The organism is Sulfobacillus sp. hq2, from assembly GCF_002903155.1.
GTDB classification, from domain to species: Bacteria; Bacillota; Sulfobacillia; order Sulfobacillales; family Sulfobacillaceae; genus Sulfobacillus; species Sulfobacillus thermotolerans.
Genome location: NZ_NWUL01000031.1, coordinates 58,664 through 83,681, shown reverse-complemented (window position 1 = coordinate 83,681; position 25,018 = coordinate 58,664). Strand labels below are relative to the sequence as shown.

Genomic DNA, 25,018 nt, shown 5'->3' with positions numbered 1-25,018 from the left:
AGTCAAGCTTGGCCCATTAAATGCTTTTCAAAAAATTCACTACGGCCTTTCGCAATCATGTACAACACATCATAGCCACGGGGCATATGACGGGTCTTGGGCAACGCCAACAGCGCAATGTCTTTATGAGCAGCTGTCAACGCTTGTATCATTTGGGCTGTGTGACGGAAATGGACATTTTCATCAATGAAGCCATGAATAATCAGCAGCTGCCCCTGCAGATTGTGTACAAAATTTAGCGTGGATGCGTATTCATATCCTTCGTGGTTTGTCTCATCGGTACCCATATAGCGTTCGGTATAGGCTGTATCATACCAGCGAAAATCTGCCACGGGAGCGCCTGCTACGCCAACAGAAAATACATCCGGCGCCTTAAGAAGCGCACTAAGCGTCATATAGCCCCCATAACTCCACCCGTAGATCCCCACACGTCTGAGATCGACAGGATAATGATCGCCGAGCCACTGCACTCCGGCAATCTGGTCGTCGAGCTCAATTGTACCAAAGCGGCGATTGATCGCGGTTTCAAAAGCTTTGCCGCGGTTGGCGCTTCCCCGGTTATCGACCTTAAGGACAAAAAACCCGTGTTGAGCTAAATACTGAGCCTGCAAATCCACCGTCAGACGCCAGTCTCTCGTCACCATCTGCGCGTGAGGGCCCCCATAGACCGCGACGACAACAGGGGCCTTCTCCTCCGTCATCTGCTGGGGATGGTACACTGCGCCATACAAGATGGTGCCATCATGAGCGGGGATTTCCACTAATTCTGGCTCTGATAGGGCCACGTCTCGTGCATCGATAGGCTGATGCAACACGATTGGCGCAACCTCGTGGCTGCGTTGAACCAAGCGTACGGCTGGACTATGCGATAAGTTGGATATCTGGTCAACATACCAGCGGCAGTCCTTGGAGAAAACCGTGAAATGCACCCCAGCTTCTTCCGTTAGACGCTCCATAAGACCCGTACTTAACTCCACCCTATATAGATGGCGTTCCAACGGCGATTCCTTGGTGGCTTCTACAAATAGATAGTCCTGCGATGGCGCAAGCGCCACAATCCGCGTGACCATAAACGCCCCGGACGTCACCCAACGCTCGCGTCGTCCTGGCTCCCGAAGAACCACATGACGAAACCCGTCTGAATTTTGCTCGCTAGTCGTCACAATGGCCCCCGAATCTAAAAACCACATATCGTGGGTCACGTTGATCCAATCATCAGCGTGCTCCGTCCACAAAATCGTCTGCTGATGGGTTTGCGGGTTATAGGCGAACACCGTAAGCGTTTTTTGATCACGCGTCAACAGCGATACCACCAGTCGATTATCTGGGGACCAATGGACATCCACCAAGTAACCGTCTGCAAAACCCCGGACGTCTACCCACTCGGTAGCGCCCGAAGCGATTTCCACCACACCTAGGCGAAAAAGCGCATTGGCATGCCCGACGAAGGGATAGCGATGCGTCTCGATTCGCGTAGCTTCCTCATCCCAATGAACAATAGGATAAATCGGGATGTGGCGATCATCCACTTCTTCAAACGCAATCCACTCTTCATTCGGACTCACAAAATATCCGTGGGGTCGATCAAATTCTTCTTGGGCAACATATTCCGCCAGCCCGCACGTCATCCCCGCTTCGCGCGGCTCAGCCAATACGCGCACGGTATCAGACACGGAGTCGAACAAGCACAACTGACCATTTCGTACAAACACAACCCGCTCGCCATCTCCCATAAGGTAGGGATCTTCTGCGCCTTCGGCAGGTGCCAGGAAAAATTGTTCCATGCTGTCGATGTCTAGGAGCCATAATTGACTGCCTTGTGGAATCAACACACGATGTGCCTTAGAGTGCGCAAATTGATAGTGGGTAATGCCTTCCCACGGCATTCGCTGCCGTTCGCGTCGCAATTCCTCCTCAAGAGAATGACCTGGCGTGCTCTTTGGACCCGCCAAAACCCGAGACGCCATGGTTGACAAGTCAAGCGTCCATAACGACAGCGCAGGATTATCACCAGACGGGGCCAAATAGGTCAGATGTTGATTGTCTGGTGTAAACTTCCAATGAATGGGGACATTGAGCCCAGGCGCGGGAACCGTTGCTATTTGCTCCCACGTCACTTTCTTGTCAGTTTGCATTATGTCTACTCCCTCTAATCGCCAATTCACTATCTCTGGTCAGTCGTATCGTTGTTTCCCGTCATACCTGTTTCATTGTACTATGATAAAAGAGAACAAACCATGAGACGTTGCCTACGGGACCGCCATCCGTCACCGTACGTGTATCGCCCGCTTTACATCGATCCAACCAATGTCTCGTTCCATTTGCAGGAGGTTCCCGATGACCGTTATGGCATGCTTTAGTGGCAGTATCGTCGCGTTTTTGATGGTCTGGGGCTTATTGCGTCTTAGCAATCAGGTGATTCAACACCCTGTCCGCGACCCCGTCGCATTTCCGAAGCAATTACGTCTGGGAATGTGGCTGCTCGTGATGGCATTGTTCGAAGAAGGCCTCTTTCGTTGGCTATTAGTAGGAGTGGCGAGCCGCTTTATTGGACTAGGGCCCGCATTTATTGTATCAGTCGCAGCGTTTACGGTGGCCCACCGTACAAACGGCACTCTATCCTATAGTGCCATTATCAACCTCATTCTGGTCAGTACGATTTTAGGGGCGATCTTTATTTGGTGGGGATTTTGGGCCGCGGTCGCGGCGCATTTTGGCTGGAATCTCGCTCAATGGTGGTTAGGGTTTACGGTAAGCGGAGAAAAAACCCGACCGCTTCTCCCCTCTCCCCACATGCGCACCATTCCCGATTGCCCTTACGGGCCTGAGTCGCATTGGACAACAACTATCGTAATGATAGCGACACTGATTGCGATGATCGCTCCCGGATTAGGCCATCTGACCCTATCCCGAGGGCTTCTGTAATCCCGGCAAGGCTATAGTGTTTGAATAAATTTTTCCATGGCCATAATGTCGACAAATGCTCCATCAAGATATCCCTGACGCTGGAAAATGCCCACTTCCCGGTAACCCATTTTGGTATACAACCGTTGACCCGCCATGTTATGGGGAAATGTAAAGAGAACAATTTTATAAAAGAGGTGTTGGCGCGCCAAGATTTCTAACTGCGTTAACAGCTGCTGTCCAATGTGTTGTCCTCGGTACTCACGGTGCACATAGATGGACAGCTCTGCTACTCCGCGGTAGGCCTGACGAGAAGAATAAGGATTGAGGGATGCCCAACCCACCACCTGATGTCCAATCTCGGCGACCAAAACTCCATAGCGTCCTCGATGAGCATCCCACCATATCATCATATCGTCCGGACTCTTGGGCTCAGCATCCAAGGTCGCGATACGGTCCAGTATGCCTTGATTGTAAATCCCACGAATCGCCTCAAGGTCCTGACTTTGCGCGACTCTTACCGACACATCCACAATATTTAACCATCCTCCAAAATTTTCTGTCACCGCTAGCATTGAGCATTCCCGCATTAGCTATTAAGATAAAGGAAGAACGCTAGCCTTGCCAAGGGGGTAGGTGCCCAATGATGTTGCCGCAGTCGTCTACCGAAATTCCTACCGCGATTTTTAACTTCTTTATGCTGCTGTTATTGTGGCGTTTCTCCTTGCGCTTATTGCGCCGGCCTAGGAATCGGCGCCGGTGGTTAGTCGACCCCACGGTAGCACATCGCCTGCCGGAACCGAAGCCCACACCCTTAGAAATCGCTCAAGACCGCTATGCTCGAGGAGAGCTCACAGACAAAGAGTTTGAACAAGTTGTTGAACGGTTGCTAAAATCGCGATCGCCTTCTCAAGATTGGTAGGGCTTTATTACCAATCTTGATTATTATCAGACAATTCTTTGTATTGAAAAGCTCGTTCTATTTTCCATGAATCTCCGTCGATGACACACACGGCGGGAACCGGAACCGACAACCACTCCAGCAGCGACACCGAGCGCCCCAGCATATGACTATAAAACAAGGCTAAAATGCGCCCATGCGCGACGACGCCAATGGACCGACCGGGATTCGCTCGCATTAACTCTTTAAGACACATACTTATACGGTCTATGGCGGCTTCGCGGTCCTCCCCCCCTGGCCCTCCTATGATTTGGCCCGTTGCCAATCCCCAACCGTTGATATCACGTAATTCCTCATTAGACCGTGAGGGGACACCTATAACACGTGCGATAATGCGCGCCGTCTGGCGGGCTGCCCGTTCGGGGCTATAATACAAAAAGCCCATGTGTTCCCACGATTCATTCCGAGCTAATTCAATGGTGAGCGCCACCCCAGTCGCCGATAAAGACCACTCGCCTTGCCGGTTCATTTGAACGGGTCCATGCCGAATCACATAAATTTTATGCCCCATTCAGGCTCCTCCTTTCGAGCTATCTTCGTCATAGCTTTTACTGTCATTCTACTGCGGTTTAATCATTTTTTTCATCCCTTCAGCGAAAAAACACTACAAGAATCTCGAAGCATACACATAAATAGGACGATGACTTAGCACAATAAGACGGGAGGATTGACATGAAAAAATCCTGTCTAGAAAAAAATGTCGGACCTATTGATCGTCTCGTGCGCCTAGCCATCGTTGCCGTTTTATGGATTTGGCCCCTAACCACTGCCATGTCTACCGTCGGCACCGCGATAATGTCGGCTTTAGGTGGGATCATTCTTGTGACCGCCGTTACCGGCTATTGCTTGCTATACGATGTATTAAACTGGTCGACGGTCAGGCGCCATTCCCACGCATAAACCAGTGCGACAAGAAAGCTCTTGACAACAATTGGTTACATGTTAAGGTAAACACATCGGGAGATCACCTTCAACCAGTGGTCTTTAACAATTTTCCTGGGTTCCAGATTGCAGCACTATCTTGGCTGATGCATCCCGATTCGTCCATCTGCCCTGCGGTCTTTACCCCAGTACATAAGGAGGTGAAAAACGTGGCTTATTTGGATGAAAAAATTCGTGACCAAGTCACCCAGTTCTTTCAAGACTTAAAGGATTCGGTTACTATTCAGATTTATCCGGGTCCTGAAGCGGAAACCGCTCAAGTCTTTACCGACTTGGCCAATGAAGTAGCGGATCTTTCCGACTTGGTCATGGTGAGCCAAACCTCCGAAGCGCCTGTTCTAGAACCCGGACATCCCGGTAACGAGCCAATTTCTGGTCCTATTGCCAACTTGCTAGACAACCAAGGCCGTGCAACCGGCATACGTTTTGTCGGCATTCCCAGTGGGCATGAATTTGGTGCGTTTCTTGAAGACATCAAAGCAGTTTCAACCCACACGGTCAATCTGACAGACAAAGCCAAAGAAGCGCTGGCGCAGTTAACGCAACCTGTGCACATCCAGGTATTTACCACCCCTACGTGACCATATTGTCCCCGGGCTGTACGCCTGGCACATGATATGGCTCTAGAATCACCCAACGTAGTGGCAGACATGGTGGACGCAAGCGAGTTCCCAGACCTCGCAGGCAAATATAATGTCTATGGTGTTCCCAAGTCCGTCGTCAACGGCAAGCTCGATGTCACAGGAGCTGTCCCCGAGAACCAATTGTTAAAAATTGTGTTAGAGGCAGCTGGTCAATAATAAAAACAAGGCCCAAGACGGGCCTTGTTTTTATTCTCTCACCCCTAGTGCTCGAGCTAATTTAGGGCGATTAAAACCCACAATGACTGTCCCATTGACAATAATCACCGGCACGCCGGTTTGTCCGGATTTGCGTTGCAATTCCTGTGCGGCCTGGGCGCTTTTTGAAACATCCACCTCTTTAAAAGGCACTTTCCTCTCTTGCAGGAACCGCTTCGCGCTCCGGCAATGGGGTCAAGTTTGTGTGGTATACACAATAACGGCCATATGCCCACCTCCCGCATAGAAACAATATATGTTGCCTTGATTATACCCCTAGAGGTATTTTAACGGCAATAACTTCGCCGTAATGGCACACTTTCATCCTTCCCACGTATGGTGATTAGCAACGCCGGAGGTGATGAAGAATGGCCGTCGCACATTATGATATCCTAGCCGCAGCTCATACCGCCCACGGATATCGTTCTTATTATGCCAAATGGCTGAAAAATGCCCGCCACATCATCGCTCTTAAGGGACACTATGTGACGATATCCGCTGTTCTTACAGCGTTCGCCGATAACCTAGACGGTATAGAGCTGTGGCGCTTTCATGAACCCTTAAATCCCAACCTTTTGACAGGGCTTGTCATCCCATCACGTCATACCGCTATTATCATGGATCACTCATCATGGCAGATCAGCGGAGTAACCGCCGTTATTGACACGGTTAGTTTAGACGCGCCTACCGTGCGTTATCCCTCGCTGCCTCCTGATGTCTACCGGCACCTCCGCATCGCCAGTGACTATCTGCAAGATATCCGTGAGTTTTGGCGTACAGTACCCCAACTCTCCGCGGCCGTACATGATGTTCAACAACGATTATTGGAGATGGTCTCTGTATGCCCAATACCAAAGGCCGGTCAAAGCTTCCATGCATTTGGGACAGCCTTATCCTCCCAGGGACCCTATTCACCTGTGACTGATGCAAGTTGGCCCGCAAAACGCCGCCACCTCCTTATCAGTCCCCCGGGATCAGAGATTCACGCCCTCATGGCCGCCGTCGGCAAACGGGCTCTGGCGTCGGGGCACTCTGTTCTTTTTCTGCATTGCGGCATTAACCCCGACCATTTCGACCATCTCTATCTACCGCAGTCACAGTGGCTAATCAGTCATTGCGTTGCTCCGCACTGGCAAACCCCGCACACAACGGACGTCACTTATGACTTAACACAAGCCAGCCTCACGGCTGGCGCTCGTGATGAATTAGATAATTTATATTTTCTCTACGCACAGGCCTATCATAAAGCATGGGCACGTATTGCAGAAACAATGTCTCCCCCCACGCCAGTGCCCGCCGAGGAGGTCCAGCGTGGAGTACAAAAAGTGAGCGATGAGCTCTCGCGCCACCTAACCCTGTCAGGTTGAAAGAACTTGGTACAGGCGCGTCTCATCAGTCTCGCGTCTAATAAATAACAATAAAGGCGGCTCATTACGAGCCGCCTTTTGTTTTAATGGGATTGCTAGCCTTTCGGGACTGACCTTTATAACGCGCCCGTCTCGCGGGTTTCCTCGAGGGCTTCCAACACTTCATCCGCCGCTTTGCTGCGGTAACCACTCGATACCCCCCAGTAGTAAAACAGCAACGAGACGACCGCAATCACTACCAAGTCCCACGGATACGGAATAAAGCCCTTGCCGTGGTTAGCCGGGGCTCCAAAGACACCCGAGCCGTAATAAGACATCGCCAGCATGAATAGCAGATAGAACACCATCCATACGCTGGACTTAAATGACTGTGCCGAGGGCTTCGCAATCGTCTGCGGCACAATGGCGCTGATAATCAAATACAGGACCACGCCAATCAAGATAATGCCCAAGAGTTTCTCGTCAGCGACCCAGCCATCCCAGTAGATAATCAAGGACGCGCCAATAAACGCCACCGGCGCAATCCACGACAAGCCGCCTAAGCGAATGGGCCGCGGTACATTGGGCATCGTGCGGCGAAACACGGCGGCCGAAATCGGTCCCACCATGTAGGTAAAGACGGTGGCTCCCGACACAATCGCCACCAGCGACTGCCACGCCGGGAACGGGGCCAAGAAAATCAAACTGATGATGGCCGCGACCACCAAGGCAATGCTGGGAATCCCCGTCTTGGGGTTGATTTTCGCTAAGCCCTTGGGCATATAGCCATTGCGGCCCAGCGCGTCTAAGACGCGCGTCGTGGAAGCCAGATAAATACTGCCCGTGCCGGCGGGCGACAAGAACGCATCAATAAACAACAGGGTCGACAACCACGACAAGCCCGCAAAAATGGCCAACTGGGCAAACGGCGCCCCTGCAATTTGCGCATTGGACGCAATCGCGGCCCAGCCTTTGCCCAACACCGAGGTGGGGAGTGCTCCGATAAAGACCACCTGCAACAAGGTGTAGAGAATAATGCCGATCACAATCGACACAATCAAGGCGCGAGGCACGTCCCGTTGGGGATTTTTCGCTTCTCCCGCCAAGTCCACCGCTTGCCGAAAGCCCAAGTAGGAGAACACAATCCCGGCCGACGCGACCGCCCCCAACATTCCCGAGGATTTCATCGGCATGAATCCCCCAATGTGGCTGAAGTTGGTGCCGTGCAACCCGACAATGGCCAACACAATCACCGTCAACGTCGGCATGAAAAATTTCCAGATCGTGAGCGGTGTGTTAATCCGCGCAAACACCTTAATTCCAAAGTAGTTCACGGTGAAAAAGGCCACAATCAACAGGGCAGCGAAAATCAACCCCGACGTAGTCAACGTGGACTTGACATACAGTCCCGGGAAAAAGTGACTCATATACTGCACTGTCGCTTCGGCTTCTACGGCGGGCACCGACGCATACGCAATCACCGCGGCCCACCCGACGATAAAACTCGTCAAGTGCCCATGCGAGTATTGCGTATAGCGCGCAATGCCCCCGGATTCCGGAATCATCGAACCTAGCTCAGCATAGACCAAGCCAATGAACAAGACAATCACGCCACCAATGACCCAGCTGAAAATCGATGACGGTCCCGCCAAATACGCCGCCGTAAAGGCCGCAAATAACCATCCGGATCCAATAATGGCCCCCAGCGAGGACATGGTCAGATCGAGAAAGGATAATTCACGTTTCAAGCCCCGCTCTAAATTAATCAATGTGGTGCCTCCTCTTTACGGTATCATTTTGTCTAAAACCTACATGTTGTCTGAAAACGGAGAGCCTCCCACGCTCAACCAAAAAGATAAGAAATAATTTCTGGGCTGTGGGCGTCTTTAATTAAACGTGGCCACAGCACATTATAATACTTCGACACAAATGTCTGATTTCCTGCCTAATTGCCAAACTAATTTTTCATGCATTGGGGAGTATTTTATTTCTATCTCCAAACCCCCGATTAAAAACGATCAATATCATCTTGTTCCGTCCTTATTTTGGACCAAATCTCCGATTTTCAGCCGATATCCCTTGTGCAATATATCAGACGTCTTGTCAGGGCCGTACCCATTCATCCTTGGCCACCATTCTGTATCGAATTCCGTGTAATAGGGATTTGCATCACTGTGTCCACCACACTAAAATGGCATAAGATAGGCCTCAGGAGGTTACAACCGATGGGACAAGATGCTTTAATTGTGGTGGATTTCCAAAACGATTTTTGTTCTCAAGGAACATTAGCGGTGCCGGATGCGGAGACAATTATTCCTTCCATTCAAGCTTTGCTTAACTATTTTTCGCTGCAAGGCCAACCTATTGTCTTGACGAAAGACTTCCACCCTGAAAACCATGTGTCTTTTCAGGCCCAAGGGGGCCCATGGCCTCCCCATTGCGTACAAGGCACCGTGGGCTGCCAGATCCATCCGTCGCTGACGATTCCTGAAGGCGCTGCATATTTTTACAAGGGATTTGACCCCGCTGTGGATGCTTACAGTGGCTTTGAAGGATTTTTGGCCGAAAGCGGCCACATTTCCTCTATCGGGTTGGCAACGTGGCTCCATCGACTCGACGTCGAGACCGTCTATATTAGCGGACTAGCAACCGACTACTGTGTCCGGGCTACAGCCCTAGATGCCGTCACGGAAGGCTTTCATACGATTGCGGTCACCAATGCCATGAAAGGCGTCAATGTTCGACCGGATGACAGCGCCAAAGCACTTGAGGACATGCGCCAAAAAGGCGTCACCTTACAGCCTTGGACATTATAGAAGAAGGTGACCATTTATCAAACGAGGACTAATCTTTATCCTGCCCGTTGTCGCTTTGGTCGTGCTGATTGTCACGGCGCCCCTTACGTTATGGCAACAAGTCTTAGCCGTTTTGGCCATCCTTGTTCCCCTAGGATGGCTCCTCAACCAAAAGCGGCGTCGTCCTGCCACGTTGTTACAAGATTCCTCGGTAGCAACATTAGATGCAGCGGAAACAACTTTTCAAATTGGTCATGCCGCCTTGCCCCATCTTCGCCAAGGCCTCAATCGGGAGACAGCGCAGCATATCGCCAATATCATTCAGCAAACGGTTGGGGTTGAAGCTGTGGCGATTACCGACACGAACAGTGTCCTAGGATGGGCTGGCAAGCCCTGCCCGCAACATAATCCGGGCTCAAGCCTTTCGAATACCACTAGAGAAGTGATGGAGCAACGGGTCCAAAGAATCTTAAAAACCGAGGAACTCAAAGGAGCTTACGATGAATGTCAGCTCGGCGTTGTCATTATTACTCCGTTGATCTCTCATGGTCAATCAGTAGGCTGCATTAAACTTTATGTCGCAAACCAGAGCACTTTGCCGAAGCGCGCAGGCCGACTTGCCGAGGGGATTGCCCAACTCCTCTCTATTTTATTGGAAGTGGCCGAATTGGACCGGCAGCGTAGCCTCGCTTCAACGGCCCGTCTGGAGGCTCTGCAAGCTCAAATTCGTCCGCATTTCTTGTTTAACGTCCTTAACACGATTATCTCCTTTTCCCGCACCGACCCGGATAAAGCCCGCGACTTATTAATCCAGCTGGCCTCGTTCTTTCGGCGTTCCTTAGCGCATAAAGGATCGATGGTGCTCGTCAAAGACGAAATTGACTATGTACAAACCTATTTGAATTTAGAAAAAGCTCGCTACGGGGATAAGCTCCGTTACCGATTGCGCATCCAACCCGAGGCATTGCACCGCTCAGTTCCTGTCCTCATTATTCAACCACTGGTTGAAAACGCAGTCATTCACGGCATTGCCGAAAAAGAAGGTCCCGGTATGGTCAGCGTTAGCATTCGCAACCAAGGCAATCATACGATTATCTATGTCTCTGATAATGGGCATGGCATCCCCAAATCACGCCAGCGGGAAATTTTTGAAATGGGACACGGTCAAGGGATGGGCTTGGGGCTATCCAATGTTTCGGAACGGCTTATCGGTCTTTACGGTGTTAAATATCGCCTACGCTTGCGATCTTCCGAAGATAAAGGAACCACGGTACGAGTCGTAATTCCATGCCAGCCGTCTTCGACCGCTAGCACGGGTGCCTAAAGCGCCCAACACTGCACCGACCGTCGCATAAATAGAGGAGGATTGTCTATGCTAAAAGCCCTAATCGTTGAAGATGAATATCCCGCTCGCCAAGAACTGCGTTTCTTACTCGAACCCTACCAAAATGTATTGGAAGTCATTGGGGAAGCGCAGACGGCCAAAGAAGCACTCTCGCTCATCGAAGCTCTGGATTATGACGTGGTTTTTCTCGACATACAGATGCCCGGCATGTCAGGCATGGAGCTCGCTCGCATTCTAAAAGACAAGCGTCCTCAACTAAGCGTGGTCTTTATTTCAGCGCACGAACAGTACGCCGTGGATGCGTTTGCGGTCCAAGTCGTCGACTATCTGCTTAAACCCGTCAGTAGTGAACGTATTGCCGAGACCATTCGTCGCTTGACCGATCTTGATACCGCCACGCCGAAGACCACATCCGATGTCCTCACTTGGGTGCCGTGTGAATCCGGAGGTCATACCATTCCGGTCAATACCAATGACATCATTTTTATTATGGCTGAACATGAAATTATTTACATTTACACCTATCACGACCGCTACCCGACGCGTTTTACTCTTCAAGAATTGCAAGAACGCTTGCCTAGCGAGACATTCTTGCGGACCCACCGCAGTTTTATTGCCAATATGCACCAGGTCAAAGAAATCATGCCCTATTTTAATGGTACTTACCTTCTAAAAATGAAAGACAAACAGAGCAGTGAAGTGGTCGTTAGTCGATCCAACGTCAAAAAGGTCAAGGAACTCTTTAATATTACCTAGGCGTTCTAAAGACACTCTCTCAACTTTTGTCATCGTGCCAAGCACTTGACCCATCGGCCCAATGTTCCTTTTTCCAAATCGGCACACGTTCTTTTACCCGATCAATCCCCGCGCGCGCAGCGGCAAATGCCGCATCCCGGTGGGCAGCGGAGACGGCAACGGCCACGCTTATCGTCCCCACCGGAAGAGAGCCAATACGGTGGACGATGACAATATGACGTACACAAAATTCCTCTTTCAATTCCTCGCCTATCTTACGAATTTGCGCTTCCGCCATCTGTGGGTAGACATCATAAAACAAGCCTTCTGAGGCACGGCCTTCAAATTCATTGCGCACCGTCCCGAGAAATAATACCTGCGCCCCTGCGCCTGGATCTTCCAACGCTTGGAGGAGCGCCGACGGGTCAATCACTTGTTGTGTAATCTGATAAACGTCCATAAACCCTCCTTGGGATACGTTTTCCCATATTACCCTCCACTAACAGGGGGAACGACCGCTACTTCATCCCCATCGTGCAATTGAGCATCTCCGTCTACCCACTCTTGATTGACACTGAAAAGCCACGCGTCAAACGGATCCCCTAAAGGTTTTACTAAAAATTTTTCAAAAAACTCCTTGACTGTCATGGTGCCATCAAGATCATAGAGTTTTTGGCGAGCATTCATACGATCAGCAGCAAAAGAAAAGAATAAGACCATAATCGACATGGCGGGCACCCTCTTTCGTTGGAAAAACCCCCCATTATGTGAGGAGGCACTGCATCATTCGTTACCGACAGTTTAAGTTTGCACTTTTTGCGGCGGTCATCTTTGTATGGACGATTTCTTTATCCCTTAACCGCATAAACCCCTCGGTGCATGATACGACAGACGCCCCCGCTTACTTTACGCCACAGACCCATAGCCCTGTTGGCATCGACTACGGCGTCCAGCTCGAAACCGACCATCCAGAGGCCCGTGCAATTTTGCTAGAAGACCTCCATGTTCATCCGGCTTTGGCCTTTCACGTCACGGCCACCACCCCCACCGACTATACCCTTATGCCCGATAGATTTTGGCCAGCCCACTCCATCATAACGGTATCGTTCCATCAAGGTCAATTTCATACTACAACCACCTTTGCGACGGGTGACGCGCACATACTGCGCGTCAACCTCACTGATCAGACACTTGAAGCCTATGAAGGCTCCACCCGTGTGCGCATCATGCCCGTCTCCACCGGCGTATCTCCCCAATGGACCACCCCCACCGGTACGTTTTGGATTTACCGACGCGTAGTCGATGATCATATGGTCGGAGGGATCCCCGGTACAAAAGACTATTGGGATGTTGAGCATGTTCCGTACGCCCAGTACATTTTCCGTGGCATCGCGATTCATGGGGCATGGTGGAACCATCACTTTGGCGTCCCTAAGAGCCATGGCTGCATTCAACTATCCACCGAAGGCGTGAATAATGCGCGTTGGGTGTGGGATTTCAGCGCATTAGGCACCCCCGTCATTGTTTTTGGACACACCCCTAAGGCTTTGGGGAATCCAGTGCCGTATCCAAAGGAATAAGCCGCGTCGCTGACTTTCGCCAAGTTCTACGCATCATCAGCCCTGTAAAAATTAAAATGGCAGGCGTAAAGAGTTGCATCAACGTCGTAAACCCAATGCCCCAATAGGGATTTAGATAGTGCCAAACATACAGCGGATTGTCCCTCGTGGTTTCTCCAATAAAACCGCGCAACAAAGCATAATAAAACATCGCAGACCAAAATTGATATCCCGGCGGTGGTGTACGGTAGCGTTCGATCCAAAAATACCGCACTAAGAGAAAAATGCCTATAGAGGAGCCAATTAACTGTTCGGGCCATCGTCCGAAGCCTAGTTCTGTCATGCGACCCAGTACTTCGTGGTTGAAGATATTACCAATGCGGACCATAAAAATGCCTAAGGCAATACCAGGCACAGTCCAATCGACAAGATAGTTAAATTCCAAGGGTTTCTGGCGCAATTGGTACCATAACGCCAATACTCCCAATCCGATAGCTCCATCATAGGCCAATCCCCCATCCCAAATTCGCACGATTTGTGAGGGATCGTTCCATATCCATTGGGGTTCGTTCGCCAATACGAACACAAGACGTGCCCCAATGACCCCCCATAAGACAGTCCACAACGTGACGTTCGAGAGATAATCCGGATCCTCTCCCAATTGCTTGCCCCGCTCAATCAGGTAATATGCACCGCCTAAAATGGCCATGACCATAAAAATACCATACCAATGCACCCCAATTGGCCCGATCTTAAAAGCAAATGGGTTCAGCCACGGAATATCCAAGGTTTGTCCTCTTTCTTTGAATCAGTCTAGATCCGCGCAAACACCCGTTCCGCTGCTTCCAATGTCGCCTGCGTCGTTTCATCATTATGCGCTGCCGAAGGAAAAGCTGTTTCAAACGGTGAAGGGGGAAAGAAAATCCCTTCTTCCAACATCCCATGGAAAAACCGGGTATAGCGTGCACGATTTGAGGCATTAACCTCATCAAAATTGTGCGGAGCACTTTCGCGAAAGAAAAGAGTAAACATGGCACCAATCGTGTTAGCACTCACAGCAATCCCATGTCTCTTTCCTGCCTCGACCAATCCGGTAGCCAATGTCCGTGTCCTTTCGACAAGGGGAGGGTAGAACTGCGGTCCGCCAATAGTTCGTAACTGTGCAAGTCCCACAGCCATAGCTACAGGATTGCCAGAGAGCGTGCCGGCCTGATACACGGGTCCTAGAGGAGCGACCTGTTCCATATAGTCCCGCTTCCCTCCGTAAGCCCCCACGGGCATTCCTCCCCCAATAACTTTAGCCAGACAAACCAAATCGGGTTCTAGGCCAAAAAGTCGGGACGCCCCTCCCCAGTCTACCCGAAATCCTGTCATCACTTCATCCACAATCCATAAAGCTCCGGCTTGACGGGTAAGATGGCGAATGGTCGCTAAGAATTCCTCGGAAGGCAACACCGTGCCCATATTGCCGGCAACGGGCTCCGAGATCACCGCTGCAATCTCGTGACCAAATCGGGAAAAGACAGCTTTTAACCCCTCAATATCGTTATAGGGTACCGTCAAGGTTAGCTCCGCCAAGGCCACCGGAACGCCCTGAGAATCTGGTATCCCCATAGCCGCTGCCCCAGAGCCCGCCTTGACTAACAACGAGTCGCCATGTCCGTGATAGGATCCGGCAAATTTCACAATTCGACTCCGTCCTGTGACTCCACGAGACACCCGAATGGCAGACATGGTGGCTTCAGTTCCAGAATTAACCATTCTCACCATTTCCAAGCCCGGCACGGCTTGGGTTAAAAGCTCCGCCATTTCCACTTCCAACACTGTAGGAACCCCATAGCTCAATCCTTTGACGGCTTGGGCAGAGGCAGCGTTGACGACCGCAGGATGCGCATGACCTAAAATTAATGGACCATAACTCATGACGTAGTCAATATAACGTCGCCCTTCCTCGTCTTCTAGATAGGGCCCCTCGCCTTGACGGGCAAAAAACGGCGAGCCCCCCACACCTTTAAATGACCTAACCGGCGAATTGACGCCGCCGGGAATCAGCTGCTGCGCTTTCTCCCAATAGTGTTCCATCCCCACATCTCCTCCCACTAGACATTAAAGCGAAAATTGACCACATCTCCATCTTTCATCACGTAATCCTTTCCTTCAAGGCGGACGTGGCCATGTTCTTTGGCCTTAGCCATACTGCCCCATTGATCCAAATCGCTGAAAGCTACGACCTCGGCGCGAATGAATCCCCGTTCAATATCCGAGTGGATTTTCCCAGCAGCCACTTTAGCCGTGGTATTATGAGCGATAGTCCAGGCGCGCACCTCATCCTCGCCTGCCGTAAGAAAAGAAATGAGCCCCAATTTATCATAAATAGCCTGCGCCACACGTTTAAGCCCCGACTGCTGAATTCCCAAGTCTTGCATAAAGGCGGCACGATCTTCTGGATCCAGTTCTTCCATTTCTTGCTCTAATGCCGCAGCCATCAGGACGACTGGGACATCTTTATCTTGTGCTAAGGCTAAAATGGCTTCACGGTTGGGAAAGTCTCCGGCTTGAAATGCTTCATCGTCTAAGTTAATAACCCAAACGGCTGGCTTCAATGTTAAAAACTGATACCCGCGAATTAAACGCAGCTCGTCATCTTGCAACGTCATTTGATTCAAGCGCTGATCATTTTCTAACGCATTTATCAACCGATCAATTAAATCCAGCTCCTGTCTCATCTCCGCTGTGATCTTTTTCCCCGTCTGAATCCGGACCCGGCGTTTCTCCAATAAATCTAAATCAGATAATCCTAATTCTAATTCCATTTCTTCAATGTCGCGGAGCGGATCCGCGGGTCCAACAATATCAGAAGCATAGCCGCGCACTACATGAACTAGAGCGTCCACCAACCGCACATCATTAAGAAATCGGTTGGGTCCTCCGTTATCCGCGCGATTAAGCCCGGGCACATCGACCACCGCAATTTGCGCAGGCGTCACCTTACGCGGGTGATATAACTCCGCCAGACGATCCAGTCGGCTGTCTGGAACTGGCGCAAGGCCGCGTCGCGATTCTGTTTTGCCTGAACCAAAATCGTTTGTTTCCGCCTTGGCTCCTGTCAACAAATTAAATACTGTCGTCTTGCCCGCAAGTGGCAGACCGATTAATCCTACGTCCAAAATTTGGCCCCCCATTTCTTTCCCGATTATACTCAATGGGAGAAGACAAAGAAACCTAAAGCGTGCATAGCTTTAGGTTTCTTTGTCTTCCTCTACCAGCTTACTCTGGAGAGTGGTCCTGGGCCTCCTCTTGAGTTGCCGGGTCATCGTTCAGCGGGATACTGCGGCGGCTCGCATCCGCTGCACTCAAATCAATTCCGAGCTCCCGCGCCACTTCTTGCTGAAAACGCTCCCGATTGAGGTCCGCAATTTTTTTCTTGTCTTGTTCGTGTTCGTCCAATTCCTCTTCCCCTTTCCCGACCATGGAACGTTGGCCTAGAGCTAGAATGTCCGAGCCCTAGCAGGTTCATGTGCAAAAAGGGGAAGGAATGTTAATGCGCTATCGTCTCCGCTAAATTGCCGTTAATGTAAATCCTGGCTTCGATCGTCGCGGCTTTGACGAGCATTTGGGACACACTACAATACTTTTCTTGACTTAAATGCACCGCGCGCGAAATTTTGTCCTGAATATCGTGTTCGGTCTCAAACCGATAATTGATGACAATCGTGGTATAAACTTTGGGATGATCAGGCGCTCTATCCCCATCAATGTCCATCGTAAAACTCTTGACGGGTGCACGCATTTTTTGCAAAATCGACACCACATCGATTCCCGTACACCCTCCTAAAGCAATCAACGTCAAATCCATCGGTCGCACCCCAGAATTTTGACCACCAACCTCTGGAGCAGCATCCATTACAATGGAATGGCCTGTGGGAGCTGTGCCGACAAATTGCATGCCCCCCGTAAATTTAACATCGACGTGCGCCATGTGCGTTCAATCCTCCTAGTTTTGGATCTCCATGGATTGCTATTGGATATCTTCTCGTTGCCGCCAAACCGGATCGCCCTCTTGAATAATCTCGGGAGCCGCTGGGTGCGGTTCCCAAAGCGGATGTTCAGCAATGGCTGCTTCACGTTCCGCCTCGGACTTAAAACAACGCTGCCACCGATCACAATGGCGACAATTCAGACTCACCTCGCGCGGAGGCAACGTACGCTTCTCTTGGTAGGTTTGGGCTGTGTTAATGCGCTGGACCAACCAGCTCTTCCAATGCACATCAGGCCACTGCAGCCACATCAGCCGTTCATTCGTTTCCCGATTTTCAACCACTAAACGCCCGGCATCATAACCGCCAATGTTGACGTACAACGCCAACTGCGCCCAATGGTCAAAAAAGGGGCCCGCTACCCGCACCGCTGCAAACTTGTCATCGCGAACCGTCTTATATTCGACAGCAACTTGGTGGTCGCCTTCTTTCAACACCGCATCAATACGCCCTGAAACATGAAGTACCGGATCTTTCAACGGCACTTCAACCCCCACGACGTCATATAAATCGCCCAAGCTTTGCTGAAATCGCTTGTGTAAAGAGGCTCCATCATGCATGGCAACAAGCGCCTCGGGAGCGATGTGTCGCCCAAATCCCAAGAGGTCCATGACCGTATACCGCAAGCACCGTCCTGATAGCGACGGTGCAAACGTCTTCGGTTTCCGAGGCTTTTTCTCTGCCATGATATGTCCTCCTAGGCCACCGTTTGTCCCGGAGCCAATACCATGACCGTATGTTCGGTTCCCACTAATAAGTCCTTTAACGCCTCGGGATTACCCTTTAAGGCATCAAATGTACCATAGTGCATCGGAACAATGGTCTTCGCACCTAGCAGTTTTGCTGCATACGCGGCTTCTTTAGGAGCCATAGTGAAGTGCCCGCCAATGGGCAATAGCGCAATGTCGGGTTGATAAAGTGTTTTAATGAGCGCCATATCTCCAAAGACATTCGTGTCTCCGGCATGATACAACGTCAGTCCATTTTCAAGCGTTACCACGAAGCCTGCGGCTTCGCCGCCATAAATAATACCGTTTTCCGTGCTAATGCCTGAGCTGTGGTCAGCATAAACCATCGTCACTTTAATGTCGCCAAAGTCGACGGTCCCTCCCTTATTCATGCCAACCGTGTTGGTCACACCCTTAGATCCCAAATAGGTCGCTATTTCAAAATTCGATACCACGGTCGCACCGGTCGCCTTAGCCAAAGGCTCCGCACTTCCCATGTGGTCAAAATGGCCATGAGTCAATAAAATATAGTCGGCTTTATCCCATGCATAAAAGGCCGGAGGGCATTTTGGATTGCCTTCCAACCAAGGGTCAAACACTAAATATTTCCCGCCAGGGGACTTTAAAATAAAAGAGGCGTGTCCCAGCCATGTCAATTCTGCGCCATCAAGTCCCATATTTATCCCTCACTTTTGTGATGATTAATTTCCCACCATGAATAAAGTTCTGACCAGCTCTGAACCCAATGACCGGCACCAGCTGCCACCAGCTCTTCCGCTTTAAAAGTATTGTAACTAAAGCCAACAGCCTCACATTGAGCCGCCCTCGCCGCTCGCATGTCATAGGGGCTGTCACCAATATACCACGTGTCCTCCGGACGCGCTTTCAGATTGGCCAAAGCGCATTGCAATGGCTCAGGATCAGGCTTATGACGAGAAGTGCTGTCGTGATGCACCACTGTTTGGAACAACGACCACAGCCCGTATTGCTGAAGTCCACGTTTCGTCATATCTAAGCGTTTGGATGTTACCACCCCCATTGGAACACCTTGCTCTGCCCACCGATGTAACGCCACATCCGCACCGGGGATGAGCGCAATCATCTGATCATGGTAGGCGTGATTATGTTTTCGGTATAAGGCCACCAAGCGATCGATTTCCTCACCACTCAAATTAGGTCGCATGATACGAAATTGGTCATCCAGCGAGCGCCCAAAGTGTTGCAATATTTGCTCGCGACTCACGGTCTCACCCAGCCCTTCTTTAAAGGTATAGACAAAGCTGGCAAGAATGAGCTCGGTGGTGTCCAAAATGGTGCCATCCAGGTCAAAAAGAAGAACCGCCCGTGGAGCCATTAATTCTCGCGCTCCGCAGACTGCCACCGCAAGACATAGCTTGCTTCATCCTGATCATGGTAGCCTTGTCGGTCATGCGCTTCGTAAAAAGGAAGCGCGCATGCTCCTAAGTCCGCTGTATAACCCGATTCCTTGGCTAAGTTCACCGCTAATCTTAAGTCTTTGAGGCGATTGGCCACGGAAAATCCCGGTGCAAAATTGTTGTGGCTGTAGCGATCCAGGACTTTGGTGAGCTCGTACGATTGCGCGGATCCCCAATTCATGACCGCCGCTAAGTCGTCAAGGGCTAGATTTTGGTGTAGACCAAACTGCAAACCTTCCGCCGCCGCCATCAAATTAATGGCAGAGACCATATTGGATATCAGTTTCAAAGTTTGTCCCTGACCAACGGCTCCCACATGTAAAATGCGCTGTCCCATTTGTTCCAAGAAGGGTCGAACCCGAGTAAAATCACCCTCCTCGCCGCCAACCATGATGGTCAAAGTCCCATTCTGAGCCCCGACATCGCCCCCCGTAACAGGTGCATCAAGCCACGCCGCTCCCCGGCTTTGAACCTTCTTCGCCAAGTCTTTGGTCAGCGCGGGCGATACCGTTGAATGGTCGACAACAACTATCCCTGGTTTTATCTCGTGTAACAGACCCCCTTCTCCTTCTACGACGGCCCGCAAGGCATCATCGTCTGACACCATGGTAAAAATAATGGTACTCACCCTTGCCACGGCTGCAGGCGTCTCACACCAGTCAGCCCCCATTTCGACGAGAGCTGCACCCCGAGAGGGCGTACGATTCGTGATGGCGATAGCTTGATGGCGCATCAGATTAGCCGCCATTTTCTGACCCATCACTCCAAGCCCCACAAAGCCAATATGCTCTTCCATTTGTCTGCCTCCTTAACGCTCTGAGCCTTACCGTAATAATTCATCATATCCCAAACACACGCAAAAACAAGGAATCGCCATATTCCCCTAGGCTTTATAGTTCTTTGGAACCAGGTATTTCACCCATCTAGTCCATGATTAGGATTCAAAGGCACCATCTCCCTCATGCACCACCTCGTCCGATTCCGTCGACTTGCGCTATAATAGCGAAAGAAATGCATCCTGTCATAGCCATTGAGGAGATGGTGTTGTTGAGAGCCGCCGATAGCTCGCTTATGCCTACATTTATAAGGAAGCAACGAACCCTGGGCATGGTCTTTGGAGGCGCCTTGCTGACGTTATCCTTATCAGCGTGTGGGCAGACAGCGCCATCCGCCACGCACCAGCCCAGCACCATCACAATAAAAAGTTCAGGCATGACGAGCCTTTGGAGCTATCGCCCCCATCCGCTCGTGGCCCTAAAGCCCTTTAACGTGAATGTATCATTACGTACGGCAAATGGGAAACCTGTCACGAATGCCCATATTGTTGTCTCACTGCATATGACCATTATGGATATGCCCCATCAAACCATGGTGCTTCAGAATGTGGGGCATGGGCATTACCAAGGTCATGGCATATTTCTTATGGCAGGTACTTGGGATATGACCGCGAACGTGGATGCGTTGGGGCATCATACAAAGGAGAACATTTCCGTCAATGTCAGCGATTAAAGGATCCTCTCACAATGCCGCCACCGGCGTCGATATTAGAAATAAGGCATGGCGATATGTGGCTCTCATCGTTTCTTTTGTGAGCTACGCGGTTGCCGTTTCTTATCATATTCAACACCTGAGCGATATCGCGGATGCTCATGGCTGTGTGGATAACCATACTCTACAATATACGTTCATTCTCATTGCAGGGTTGTTAGGTGGATTGGCATTAGGACCTTGGGTAGCTAGATGGTCAAGTGGTGCCCTTAAGGCACTCATGCCCGACTCCTCGGAGGAGATGCGTACCAGGCGCATAAAAGCTCTATCCATCGCATTGATATTATTGGGAATGGCCGTGGATTTTTTGTTTATCATCCCGTCCCTCAACGTATTCATAGATACCCATATCCCTTTATTGGTCGAAGCAGATCTCTTGCTGTATCTGATGGGCGTGATTGCGGGATCCTCGTGGTACATCATTTTAGACCGTCAATCTTGGCTGGGCTTGTTGGTGACCCCTGCCATGGCTCTGATGATTATTGGCAGTGTATTAGCGGGACACGGATGGTGTTAGCCGTCCTACAGACGCGTTCGGCCACCGCGGCGAACCGTATACAAGGAGTACTTAGATGAGCAGCACGCTTATTGTTTGGGCACTGGGTGTAGGTCTTCTTCAGGGATTTTTGCACTGCACAGGAATGTGCGGCCCATTTGTCCTGGCCTTTAGCATGTCCTTTAAGTCGTCCGATGACACCGCCCGTCATCCGGGGCGACAGGTTGTCACCAGTCATCTTGCCCATAACCTAGGGCGCATTTTGTCTTTTGTGATTATGGGCGCGATTTTTGGCGCTCTCGGTCACTTTGTAAACACAGCAGCGCATGCCACGGGATTTGAAGCTGCGGCCGGAATTATTGGCGGAAGCATGATGATTCTTTGGGCCATCGACGAAGCTCGGACTGGTCATGGTGGGGGATTTTTGGAACGCTGGTCTCTTTTGCAGTGGAAACCCGTTCAAAAAGTCTTCCGTAGATTGATGAGTGTGAGAACTCCTCAAGCCGCATTTTTTGCGGGGCTGATTTTAGGGTTTCATCCATGCGGTCTGATTTTTGCCATGCTCTTATCTGCAGCAGCGACGGGCTCTGCTTGGGCAGGCGCCGTAACCTTGCTGGCTTTTGGCATCGGCACAAGCCCGGCCCTCTTGAGCGTTGCCGCTGCTGGCTGGTATGGTAGCAAGAGACTCAAAGGGCGCAAGTTCACCTATATTGCGGCTGCCCTTATTGCCTTGAGCGGGATTTTGTTCATGTTGAGAGGTTTTGCTGTCAATGGTTGGATTCCGGAGGTGAACCCATGGCTGTTTTAACATGCTATTTATGCGAGCAGCCTGTTATTACTGAGGTACCTGGCGATGGGCACATCTTTTGCTGTCATGGTTGCCGAGAACTCTGGCGGTTATTAGGCGATGAAGAAATCAAAGAATTGAAGAGTCGGCCGGGAATTAATTGGGAGAATTTACGGGAGAACATTACCGTGCCCACCCCGCCGGTCATTAGCCTAAATGCGGATCCTAAAACGGTGACCATTGATATCGACGGGATGTGGTGCGCGTCGTGCAGCATTTTGGTTGAGCAAGTCCTGACACGCATGCCCGGTGTTCTTGGCGCTCAAATTGATTTTGCCACTAGCACCGCGCAAGTGGCGATGGACGCTGCCACCACGTCGTCCAAGGACTTGGAAGACGCAATTATTAAATTAGGTTATGATGCGAAAGAGCGCGACCGTGATGACGAAGACCTTGAGTCCGATCGAGATTTGACGCTGTTGCGCCGCTTTGGCGTCTCGGCCGTTCTCACCGTCTTTGTTATGATGTTCAGTGTACCGGTGTGGTCCGGCTATTTACCGACATTTCCTCCCAGCCTACGTGAGGCGCTAGAATACGGTCTCTGGGCTATCGCTACACCTAGTGTTTTCTGGAGTGGTTGGCCTTTTTTGCGCGGCGCTTGGTCCTCTTTGCGCCACGGCGTGCCGACCATGGACCTGTTGATTGCCATCGGCAGTTTATCCGCTTATGGCTATAGTGTCTATACGATTTTTGCCGGTGGGCGGTATCTGTATTTTGATACTGCCACGATGTTCATTACCTTTTTACTCCTGAGTCGCAATTTGGAAGTGGGCACTCGCAACCGCGCAGCCGGCGTTGTGCGCATGCTATCGCGGCTCAGTGTCAAGTCAGCGTGGGTGCTTAAAGACGGCCATGAAGTCCAGACTGATATTAACCAAGTCCAAGTCGGCGACCACGTTGTCGTCCGGCCCGGGGAAAAAGTTCCGGTAGACGGCACCGTGCTTGATGGACACTCGGCCATTGACGAAGCCTTTTTAACTGGTGAAGCCGTGCCCGTCGACAAATCAATCGGGTCCACGGTCTATGCTGGAACCATCAACTCGACAGGACGCCTTGTGATTCAAGCCCTGCGGGTATCAAGCGATACGATTTTGGCACAAACTGCTCGTTTTGTGAAAGCGGCACAAGGCGCTCAAGGCCAATGGCGGAAATTAGCCGACCGTGTTCTCCGGATTTTTGTTCCCGCCGTTCTGGTTGCCGGTGTGCTTACGCTCCTCTATTGGTTGTTGATTGCCAAAGTCGGTACCGCCCCTGCGCTGTTAAACATGATTGCAGTCTTTGTGATTGCCTGCCCCTGCGCTTTGAGCGTAGCGACCCCTTTAGCCGTCTTGGCAGGTGCGCAGCGTCTAGGGGGCTATGGAATGCTGTTGCGCAGTGATGACGCCCTTGAGCGCGCCGCGGAGGTCGACACCGTAATCTTAGATAAGACGGGAACATTGACGACGGGGCAAATGACCTTAACCGGTCTATGGCCCGAAACCCCCGAAGTACTGCAGATGGTAGGCTCTTTGGAAATCGCGTCCGAACATCCCATCGCCACTGCAGTCTCGAAATATGTGGAACAGACCGGCACTCCCCTCCGTCCGATAGCAAACTTTTCCGAGGAGCCCGGATGGGGTGTGGCGGGAGAGCTTGACAACCACCATTTACGGATTGGAGCGCTAGAAGGGCACGAACAGCTCGATGACGCCATGGCTGAGCGCGTGGCCACATGGCGCGACGAGGGTCGTACGATTGCCAAACTGGAAGTCGATGGTCATGTCCGTGCCATTCTCAGCGTTGGAGACCAACTGCGAGCACAGGCCCGTGAGGCCATCAGCCAACTGAAGGCGCAAGGACTAGCGATATGGATGGCCACTGGTGACTCTCCCGAAGCTGCTGCGCTCGTGGCCAACCAAGTCGGCATCGAACATTATTTGTCCCGTCAAAAACCCTTGGACAAAGCTGCGTTGGTCGAGAAACTCGAAGCAGAAGGCCATCATGTAGCATTTGTCGGCGATGGCATTAACGACTCGCCAGCCTTAGTGAAAGCGCATTTGGGGATTGCCATGGGCACAGGTTCAGACATTGCTATCGAAGCTGGCCATTTGACACTAACCCGCCCCAATTTGATGAGTCTGGTGGATACCTTAACCACAAGCAAACAAGTGACGCGCATCATCAAGCAAAACTTGCTCTGGGCATTGTTTTACAACGCCTTAGCTTTGCCCGCTGCTGCCATGGGATATACGGGCCCCTTCATTGCGGCGGTAGCTATGCTCTTGTCATCCGCATTTGTCTTGGCCAACTCCTTGCGCATTTTAGGATTTTCCCCCAAGCGGTATGTGGTCGGGACCAGTGTCGTGATCGGTGTTGGTACCAGTCTGGCGCTTCTGGCATTTTTAGGCATTTAAAGATAGACAGATCCCCTCGTGTTAAAGCCCCCTTTCGGGGGTTTTTTTATCAACCGTTTCAAAAGACCATCGCTATCATTGCAATGCTTGACACCAATAGGCACAGA

The 25,018-nt window shown here is 51.0% G+C and carries 28 protein-coding genes and 2 pseudogenes; 14 read left to right on the top strand and 16 right to left on the bottom strand.

Annotated features, from left to right (window positions below; genetic code table 11):
- Window positions 1-2 precede the first annotated feature (2 nt).
- Window positions 3-2,135 carry a DPP IV N-terminal domain-containing protein gene (locus CO251_RS07310; RefSeq protein WP_103375145.1) on the bottom strand — a complete coding sequence of 711 codons (2,133 nt, stop codon included), beginning with the start codon at window positions 2,133-2,135 and terminating at the stop codon, window positions 3-5.
- A gap of 202 nt (window positions 2,136-2,337) precedes the next feature.
- Between CO251_RS07310 and CO251_RS07305 the strand changes: the two genes are divergently transcribed.
- Entirely contained in the window at window positions 2,338-2,925 is a 588-nt protein-coding gene (locus CO251_RS07305; protein ID WP_103375144.1) for a CPBP family intramembrane glutamic endopeptidase, read from the top strand.
- A gap of 11 nt (window positions 2,926-2,936) precedes the next feature.
- Here the strand turns inward: CO251_RS07305 and CO251_RS07300 are convergent, their stop codons facing one another.
- Complete coding sequence (locus CO251_RS07300) at window positions 2,937-3,479, bottom strand: arsinothricin resistance N-acetyltransferase ArsN1 family A (RefSeq protein ID WP_207654635.1); 543 nt, start codon at window positions 3,477-3,479, stop codon at window positions 2,937-2,939.
- Between the two features lie 68 nt (window positions 3,480-3,547).
- On the opposite strand from CO251_RS07300, the gene CO251_RS07295 reads away from it, so the two are divergent.
- Window positions 3,548-3,826, top strand: a complete 279-nt coding sequence (locus tag CO251_RS07295; protein ID WP_103375143.1) for an SHOCT domain-containing protein — start codon at window positions 3,548-3,550, stop codon at window positions 3,824-3,826.
- Between the two features lie 7 nt (window positions 3,827-3,833).
- Here the strand turns inward: CO251_RS07295 and CO251_RS07290 are convergent, their stop codons facing one another.
- On the bottom strand, window positions 3,834-4,376 hold the full coding sequence (locus CO251_RS07290) for a histidine phosphatase family protein (RefSeq protein WP_103375142.1): 543 nt from the start codon (window positions 4,374-4,376) through the stop codon (window positions 3,834-3,836).
- Between the two features lie 161 nt (window positions 4,377-4,537).
- On the opposite strand from CO251_RS07290, the gene CO251_RS07285 reads away from it, so the two are divergent.
- From CO251_RS07285 to CO251_RS07275, 3 genes and pseudogenes are all read left to right on the top strand, one after another.
- On the top strand, window positions 4,538-4,765 hold the full coding sequence (locus CO251_RS07285; protein ID WP_103375141.1) for a DUF2892 domain-containing protein: 228 nt from the start codon (window positions 4,538-4,540) through the stop codon (window positions 4,763-4,765).
- 191 nt (window positions 4,766-4,956) lie between these two features.
- Window positions 4,957-5,388: a hypothetical protein gene (locus tag CO251_RS07280; RefSeq protein WP_103375140.1), complete on the top strand. Its 432-nt coding sequence runs from the start codon at window positions 4,957-4,959 to the stop codon at window positions 5,386-5,388.
- Between the two features lie 12 nt (window positions 5,389-5,400).
- Window positions 5,401-5,607 (top strand): annotated as a pseudogene (locus CO251_RS07275) (thioredoxin family protein); the annotation flags it as partial.
- Window positions 5,608-5,637: 30 nt separating this feature from the next.
- Here CO251_RS07275 and CO251_RS07270 read toward each other — a convergent pair.
- A pseudogene (locus tag CO251_RS07270) lies at window positions 5,638-5,829 on the bottom strand (glutaredoxin family protein); the annotation flags it as partial.
- Between the two features lie 185 nt (window positions 5,830-6,014).
- Here CO251_RS07270 and CO251_RS07265 point away from each other — a divergent pair.
- Window positions 6,015-7,013 (top strand): hypothetical protein, encoded by a 999-nt coding sequence (locus CO251_RS07265; RefSeq protein ID WP_103375137.1) that lies wholly within the window; start codon window positions 6,015-6,017, stop codon window positions 7,011-7,013.
- Between the two features lie 116 nt (window positions 7,014-7,129).
- On the opposite strand, the gene CO251_RS07260 is transcribed toward CO251_RS07265, so the two are convergent.
- Window positions 7,130-8,761 (bottom strand): APC family permease, encoded by a 1,632-nt coding sequence (locus tag CO251_RS07260; protein WP_242968415.1) that lies wholly within the window; start codon window positions 8,759-8,761, stop codon window positions 7,130-7,132.
- A 456-nt stretch (window positions 8,762-9,217) separates the two neighbouring features.
- Between CO251_RS07260 and CO251_RS07255 the strand changes: the two genes are divergently transcribed.
- The 3 genes from CO251_RS07255 (at window position 9,218) to CO251_RS07245 (ending at window position 11,888) form a co-directional block, all read left to right on the top strand.
- A complete protein-coding gene (locus CO251_RS07255; RefSeq protein ID WP_103375136.1) occupies window positions 9,218-9,808 on the top strand; it encodes an isochorismatase family protein in 591 nt (196 codons plus the stop codon).
- 61 nt (window positions 9,809-9,869) lie between these two features.
- A complete protein-coding gene (locus tag CO251_RS07250; protein ID WP_242968413.1) occupies window positions 9,870-11,111 on the top strand; it encodes a sensor histidine kinase in 1,242 nt (413 codons plus the stop codon).
- A gap of 48 nt (window positions 11,112-11,159) precedes the next feature.
- Window positions 11,160-11,888 carry a LytTR family DNA-binding domain-containing protein gene (locus CO251_RS07245; protein ID WP_103375134.1) on the top strand — a complete coding sequence of 243 codons (729 nt, stop codon included), beginning with the start codon at window positions 11,160-11,162 and terminating at the stop codon, window positions 11,886-11,888.
- 19 nt (window positions 11,889-11,907) lie between these two features.
- Here the strand turns inward: CO251_RS07245 and CO251_RS07240 are convergent, their stop codons facing one another.
- Entirely contained in the window at window positions 11,908-12,327 is a 420-nt protein-coding gene (locus CO251_RS07240) for a molybdenum cofactor biosynthesis protein MoaE (RefSeq protein ID WP_103375133.1), read from the bottom strand.
- 29 nt (window positions 12,328-12,356) lie between these two features.
- Window positions 12,357-12,596, bottom strand: a complete 240-nt coding sequence (locus CO251_RS07235) for a MoaD/ThiS family protein (protein ID WP_103375132.1) — start codon at window positions 12,594-12,596, stop codon at window positions 12,357-12,359.
- 38 nt (window positions 12,597-12,634) lie between these two features.
- Between CO251_RS07235 and CO251_RS07230 the strand changes: the two genes are divergently transcribed.
- Window positions 12,635-13,447, top strand: coding sequence for a L,D-transpeptidase (locus CO251_RS07230; protein ID WP_146039015.1), 813 nt, complete (start codon window positions 12,635-12,637; stop codon window positions 13,445-13,447).
- Here CO251_RS07230 and CO251_RS07225 read toward each other — a convergent pair.
- The 9 genes from CO251_RS07225 to CO251_RS07185 all read right to left on the bottom strand — a co-directional run bounded on the left by CO251_RS07225 (window position 13,407) and on the right by CO251_RS07185 (window position 20,423).
- Window positions 13,407-14,213, bottom strand: coding sequence for a prolipoprotein diacylglyceryl transferase (locus CO251_RS07225; protein WP_103375130.1), 807 nt, complete (start codon window positions 14,211-14,213; stop codon window positions 13,407-13,409). The genes CO251_RS07230 and CO251_RS07225 overlap by 41 nt on opposite strands.
- Before the next feature lie 26 nt (window positions 14,214-14,239).
- Window positions 14,240-15,508, bottom strand: a complete 1,269-nt coding sequence (gene hemL, locus CO251_RS07220) for a glutamate-1-semialdehyde 2,1-aminomutase (protein WP_173677080.1) — start codon at window positions 15,506-15,508, stop codon at window positions 14,240-14,242.
- A gap of 17 nt (window positions 15,509-15,525) precedes the next feature.
- Window positions 15,526-16,593 carry a redox-regulated ATPase YchF gene (gene ychF, locus CO251_RS07215; protein ID WP_103375129.1) on the bottom strand — a complete coding sequence of 356 codons (1,068 nt, stop codon included), beginning with the start codon at window positions 16,591-16,593 and terminating at the stop codon, window positions 15,526-15,528.
- Between the two features lie 100 nt (window positions 16,594-16,693).
- Complete coding sequence (locus CO251_RS07210; protein ID WP_146039014.1) at window positions 16,694-16,873, bottom strand: hypothetical protein; 180 nt, start codon at window positions 16,871-16,873, stop codon at window positions 16,694-16,696.
- A gap of 91 nt (window positions 16,874-16,964) precedes the next feature.
- Entirely contained in the window at window positions 16,965-17,405 is a 441-nt protein-coding gene (locus CO251_RS07205) for an OsmC family protein (RefSeq protein WP_242968411.1), read from the bottom strand.
- Between the two features lie 39 nt (window positions 17,406-17,444).
- The gene (locus CO251_RS07200; protein WP_103375127.1) at window positions 17,445-18,149 is read right to left on the bottom strand and encodes a hypothetical protein; all 705 of its coding nucleotides are present in this window, start codon (window positions 18,147-18,149) and stop codon (window positions 17,445-17,447) included.
- An 11-nt stretch (window positions 18,150-18,160) separates the two neighbouring features.
- A complete protein-coding gene (locus tag CO251_RS07195; RefSeq protein WP_103375126.1) occupies window positions 18,161-18,868 on the bottom strand; it encodes a metal-dependent hydrolase in 708 nt (235 codons plus the stop codon).
- Between the two features lie 2 nt (window positions 18,869-18,870).
- The gene (locus CO251_RS07190) at window positions 18,871-19,545 is read right to left on the bottom strand and encodes an HAD family hydrolase (protein ID WP_103375125.1); all 675 of its coding nucleotides are present in this window, start codon (window positions 19,543-19,545) and stop codon (window positions 18,871-18,873) included.
- Window positions 19,545-20,423, bottom strand: coding sequence for an NAD(P)-dependent oxidoreductase (locus tag CO251_RS07185; RefSeq protein WP_103375124.1), 879 nt, complete (start codon window positions 20,421-20,423; stop codon window positions 19,545-19,547). The genes CO251_RS07190 and CO251_RS07185 overlap by 1 nt, the downstream gene beginning before the upstream one ends.
- Before the next feature lie 251 nt (window positions 20,424-20,674).
- Here CO251_RS07185 and CO251_RS07180 point away from each other — a divergent pair, with 251 nt between their 5' ends.
- From CO251_RS07180 to CO251_RS07165, 4 genes are read left to right on the top strand one after another with little or no spacing between them, the layout of a single operon-like run.
- Complete coding sequence (locus tag CO251_RS07180) at window positions 20,675-21,136, top strand: FixH family protein (RefSeq protein ID WP_158246225.1); 462 nt, start codon at window positions 20,675-20,677, stop codon at window positions 21,134-21,136.
- Window positions 21,123-21,692, top strand: coding sequence for a hypothetical protein (locus CO251_RS07175; protein ID WP_103375122.1), 570 nt, complete (start codon window positions 21,123-21,125; stop codon window positions 21,690-21,692). Before CO251_RS07180 ends, CO251_RS07175 begins: the two co-directional genes overlap by 14 nt.
- Window positions 21,693-21,747: 55 nt before the next feature.
- The gene (locus CO251_RS07170) at window positions 21,748-22,479 is read left to right on the top strand and encodes a sulfite exporter TauE/SafE family protein (protein WP_103375121.1); all 732 of its coding nucleotides are present in this window, start codon (window positions 21,748-21,750) and stop codon (window positions 22,477-22,479) included.
- Window positions 22,467-24,911, top strand: coding sequence for a cation-translocating P-type ATPase (locus tag CO251_RS07165; RefSeq protein WP_103375120.1), 2,445 nt, complete (start codon window positions 22,467-22,469; stop codon window positions 24,909-24,911). Before CO251_RS07170 ends, CO251_RS07165 begins: the two co-directional genes overlap by 13 nt.
- The last annotated feature ends 107 nt before the right edge of the window (window positions 24,912-25,018 follow it).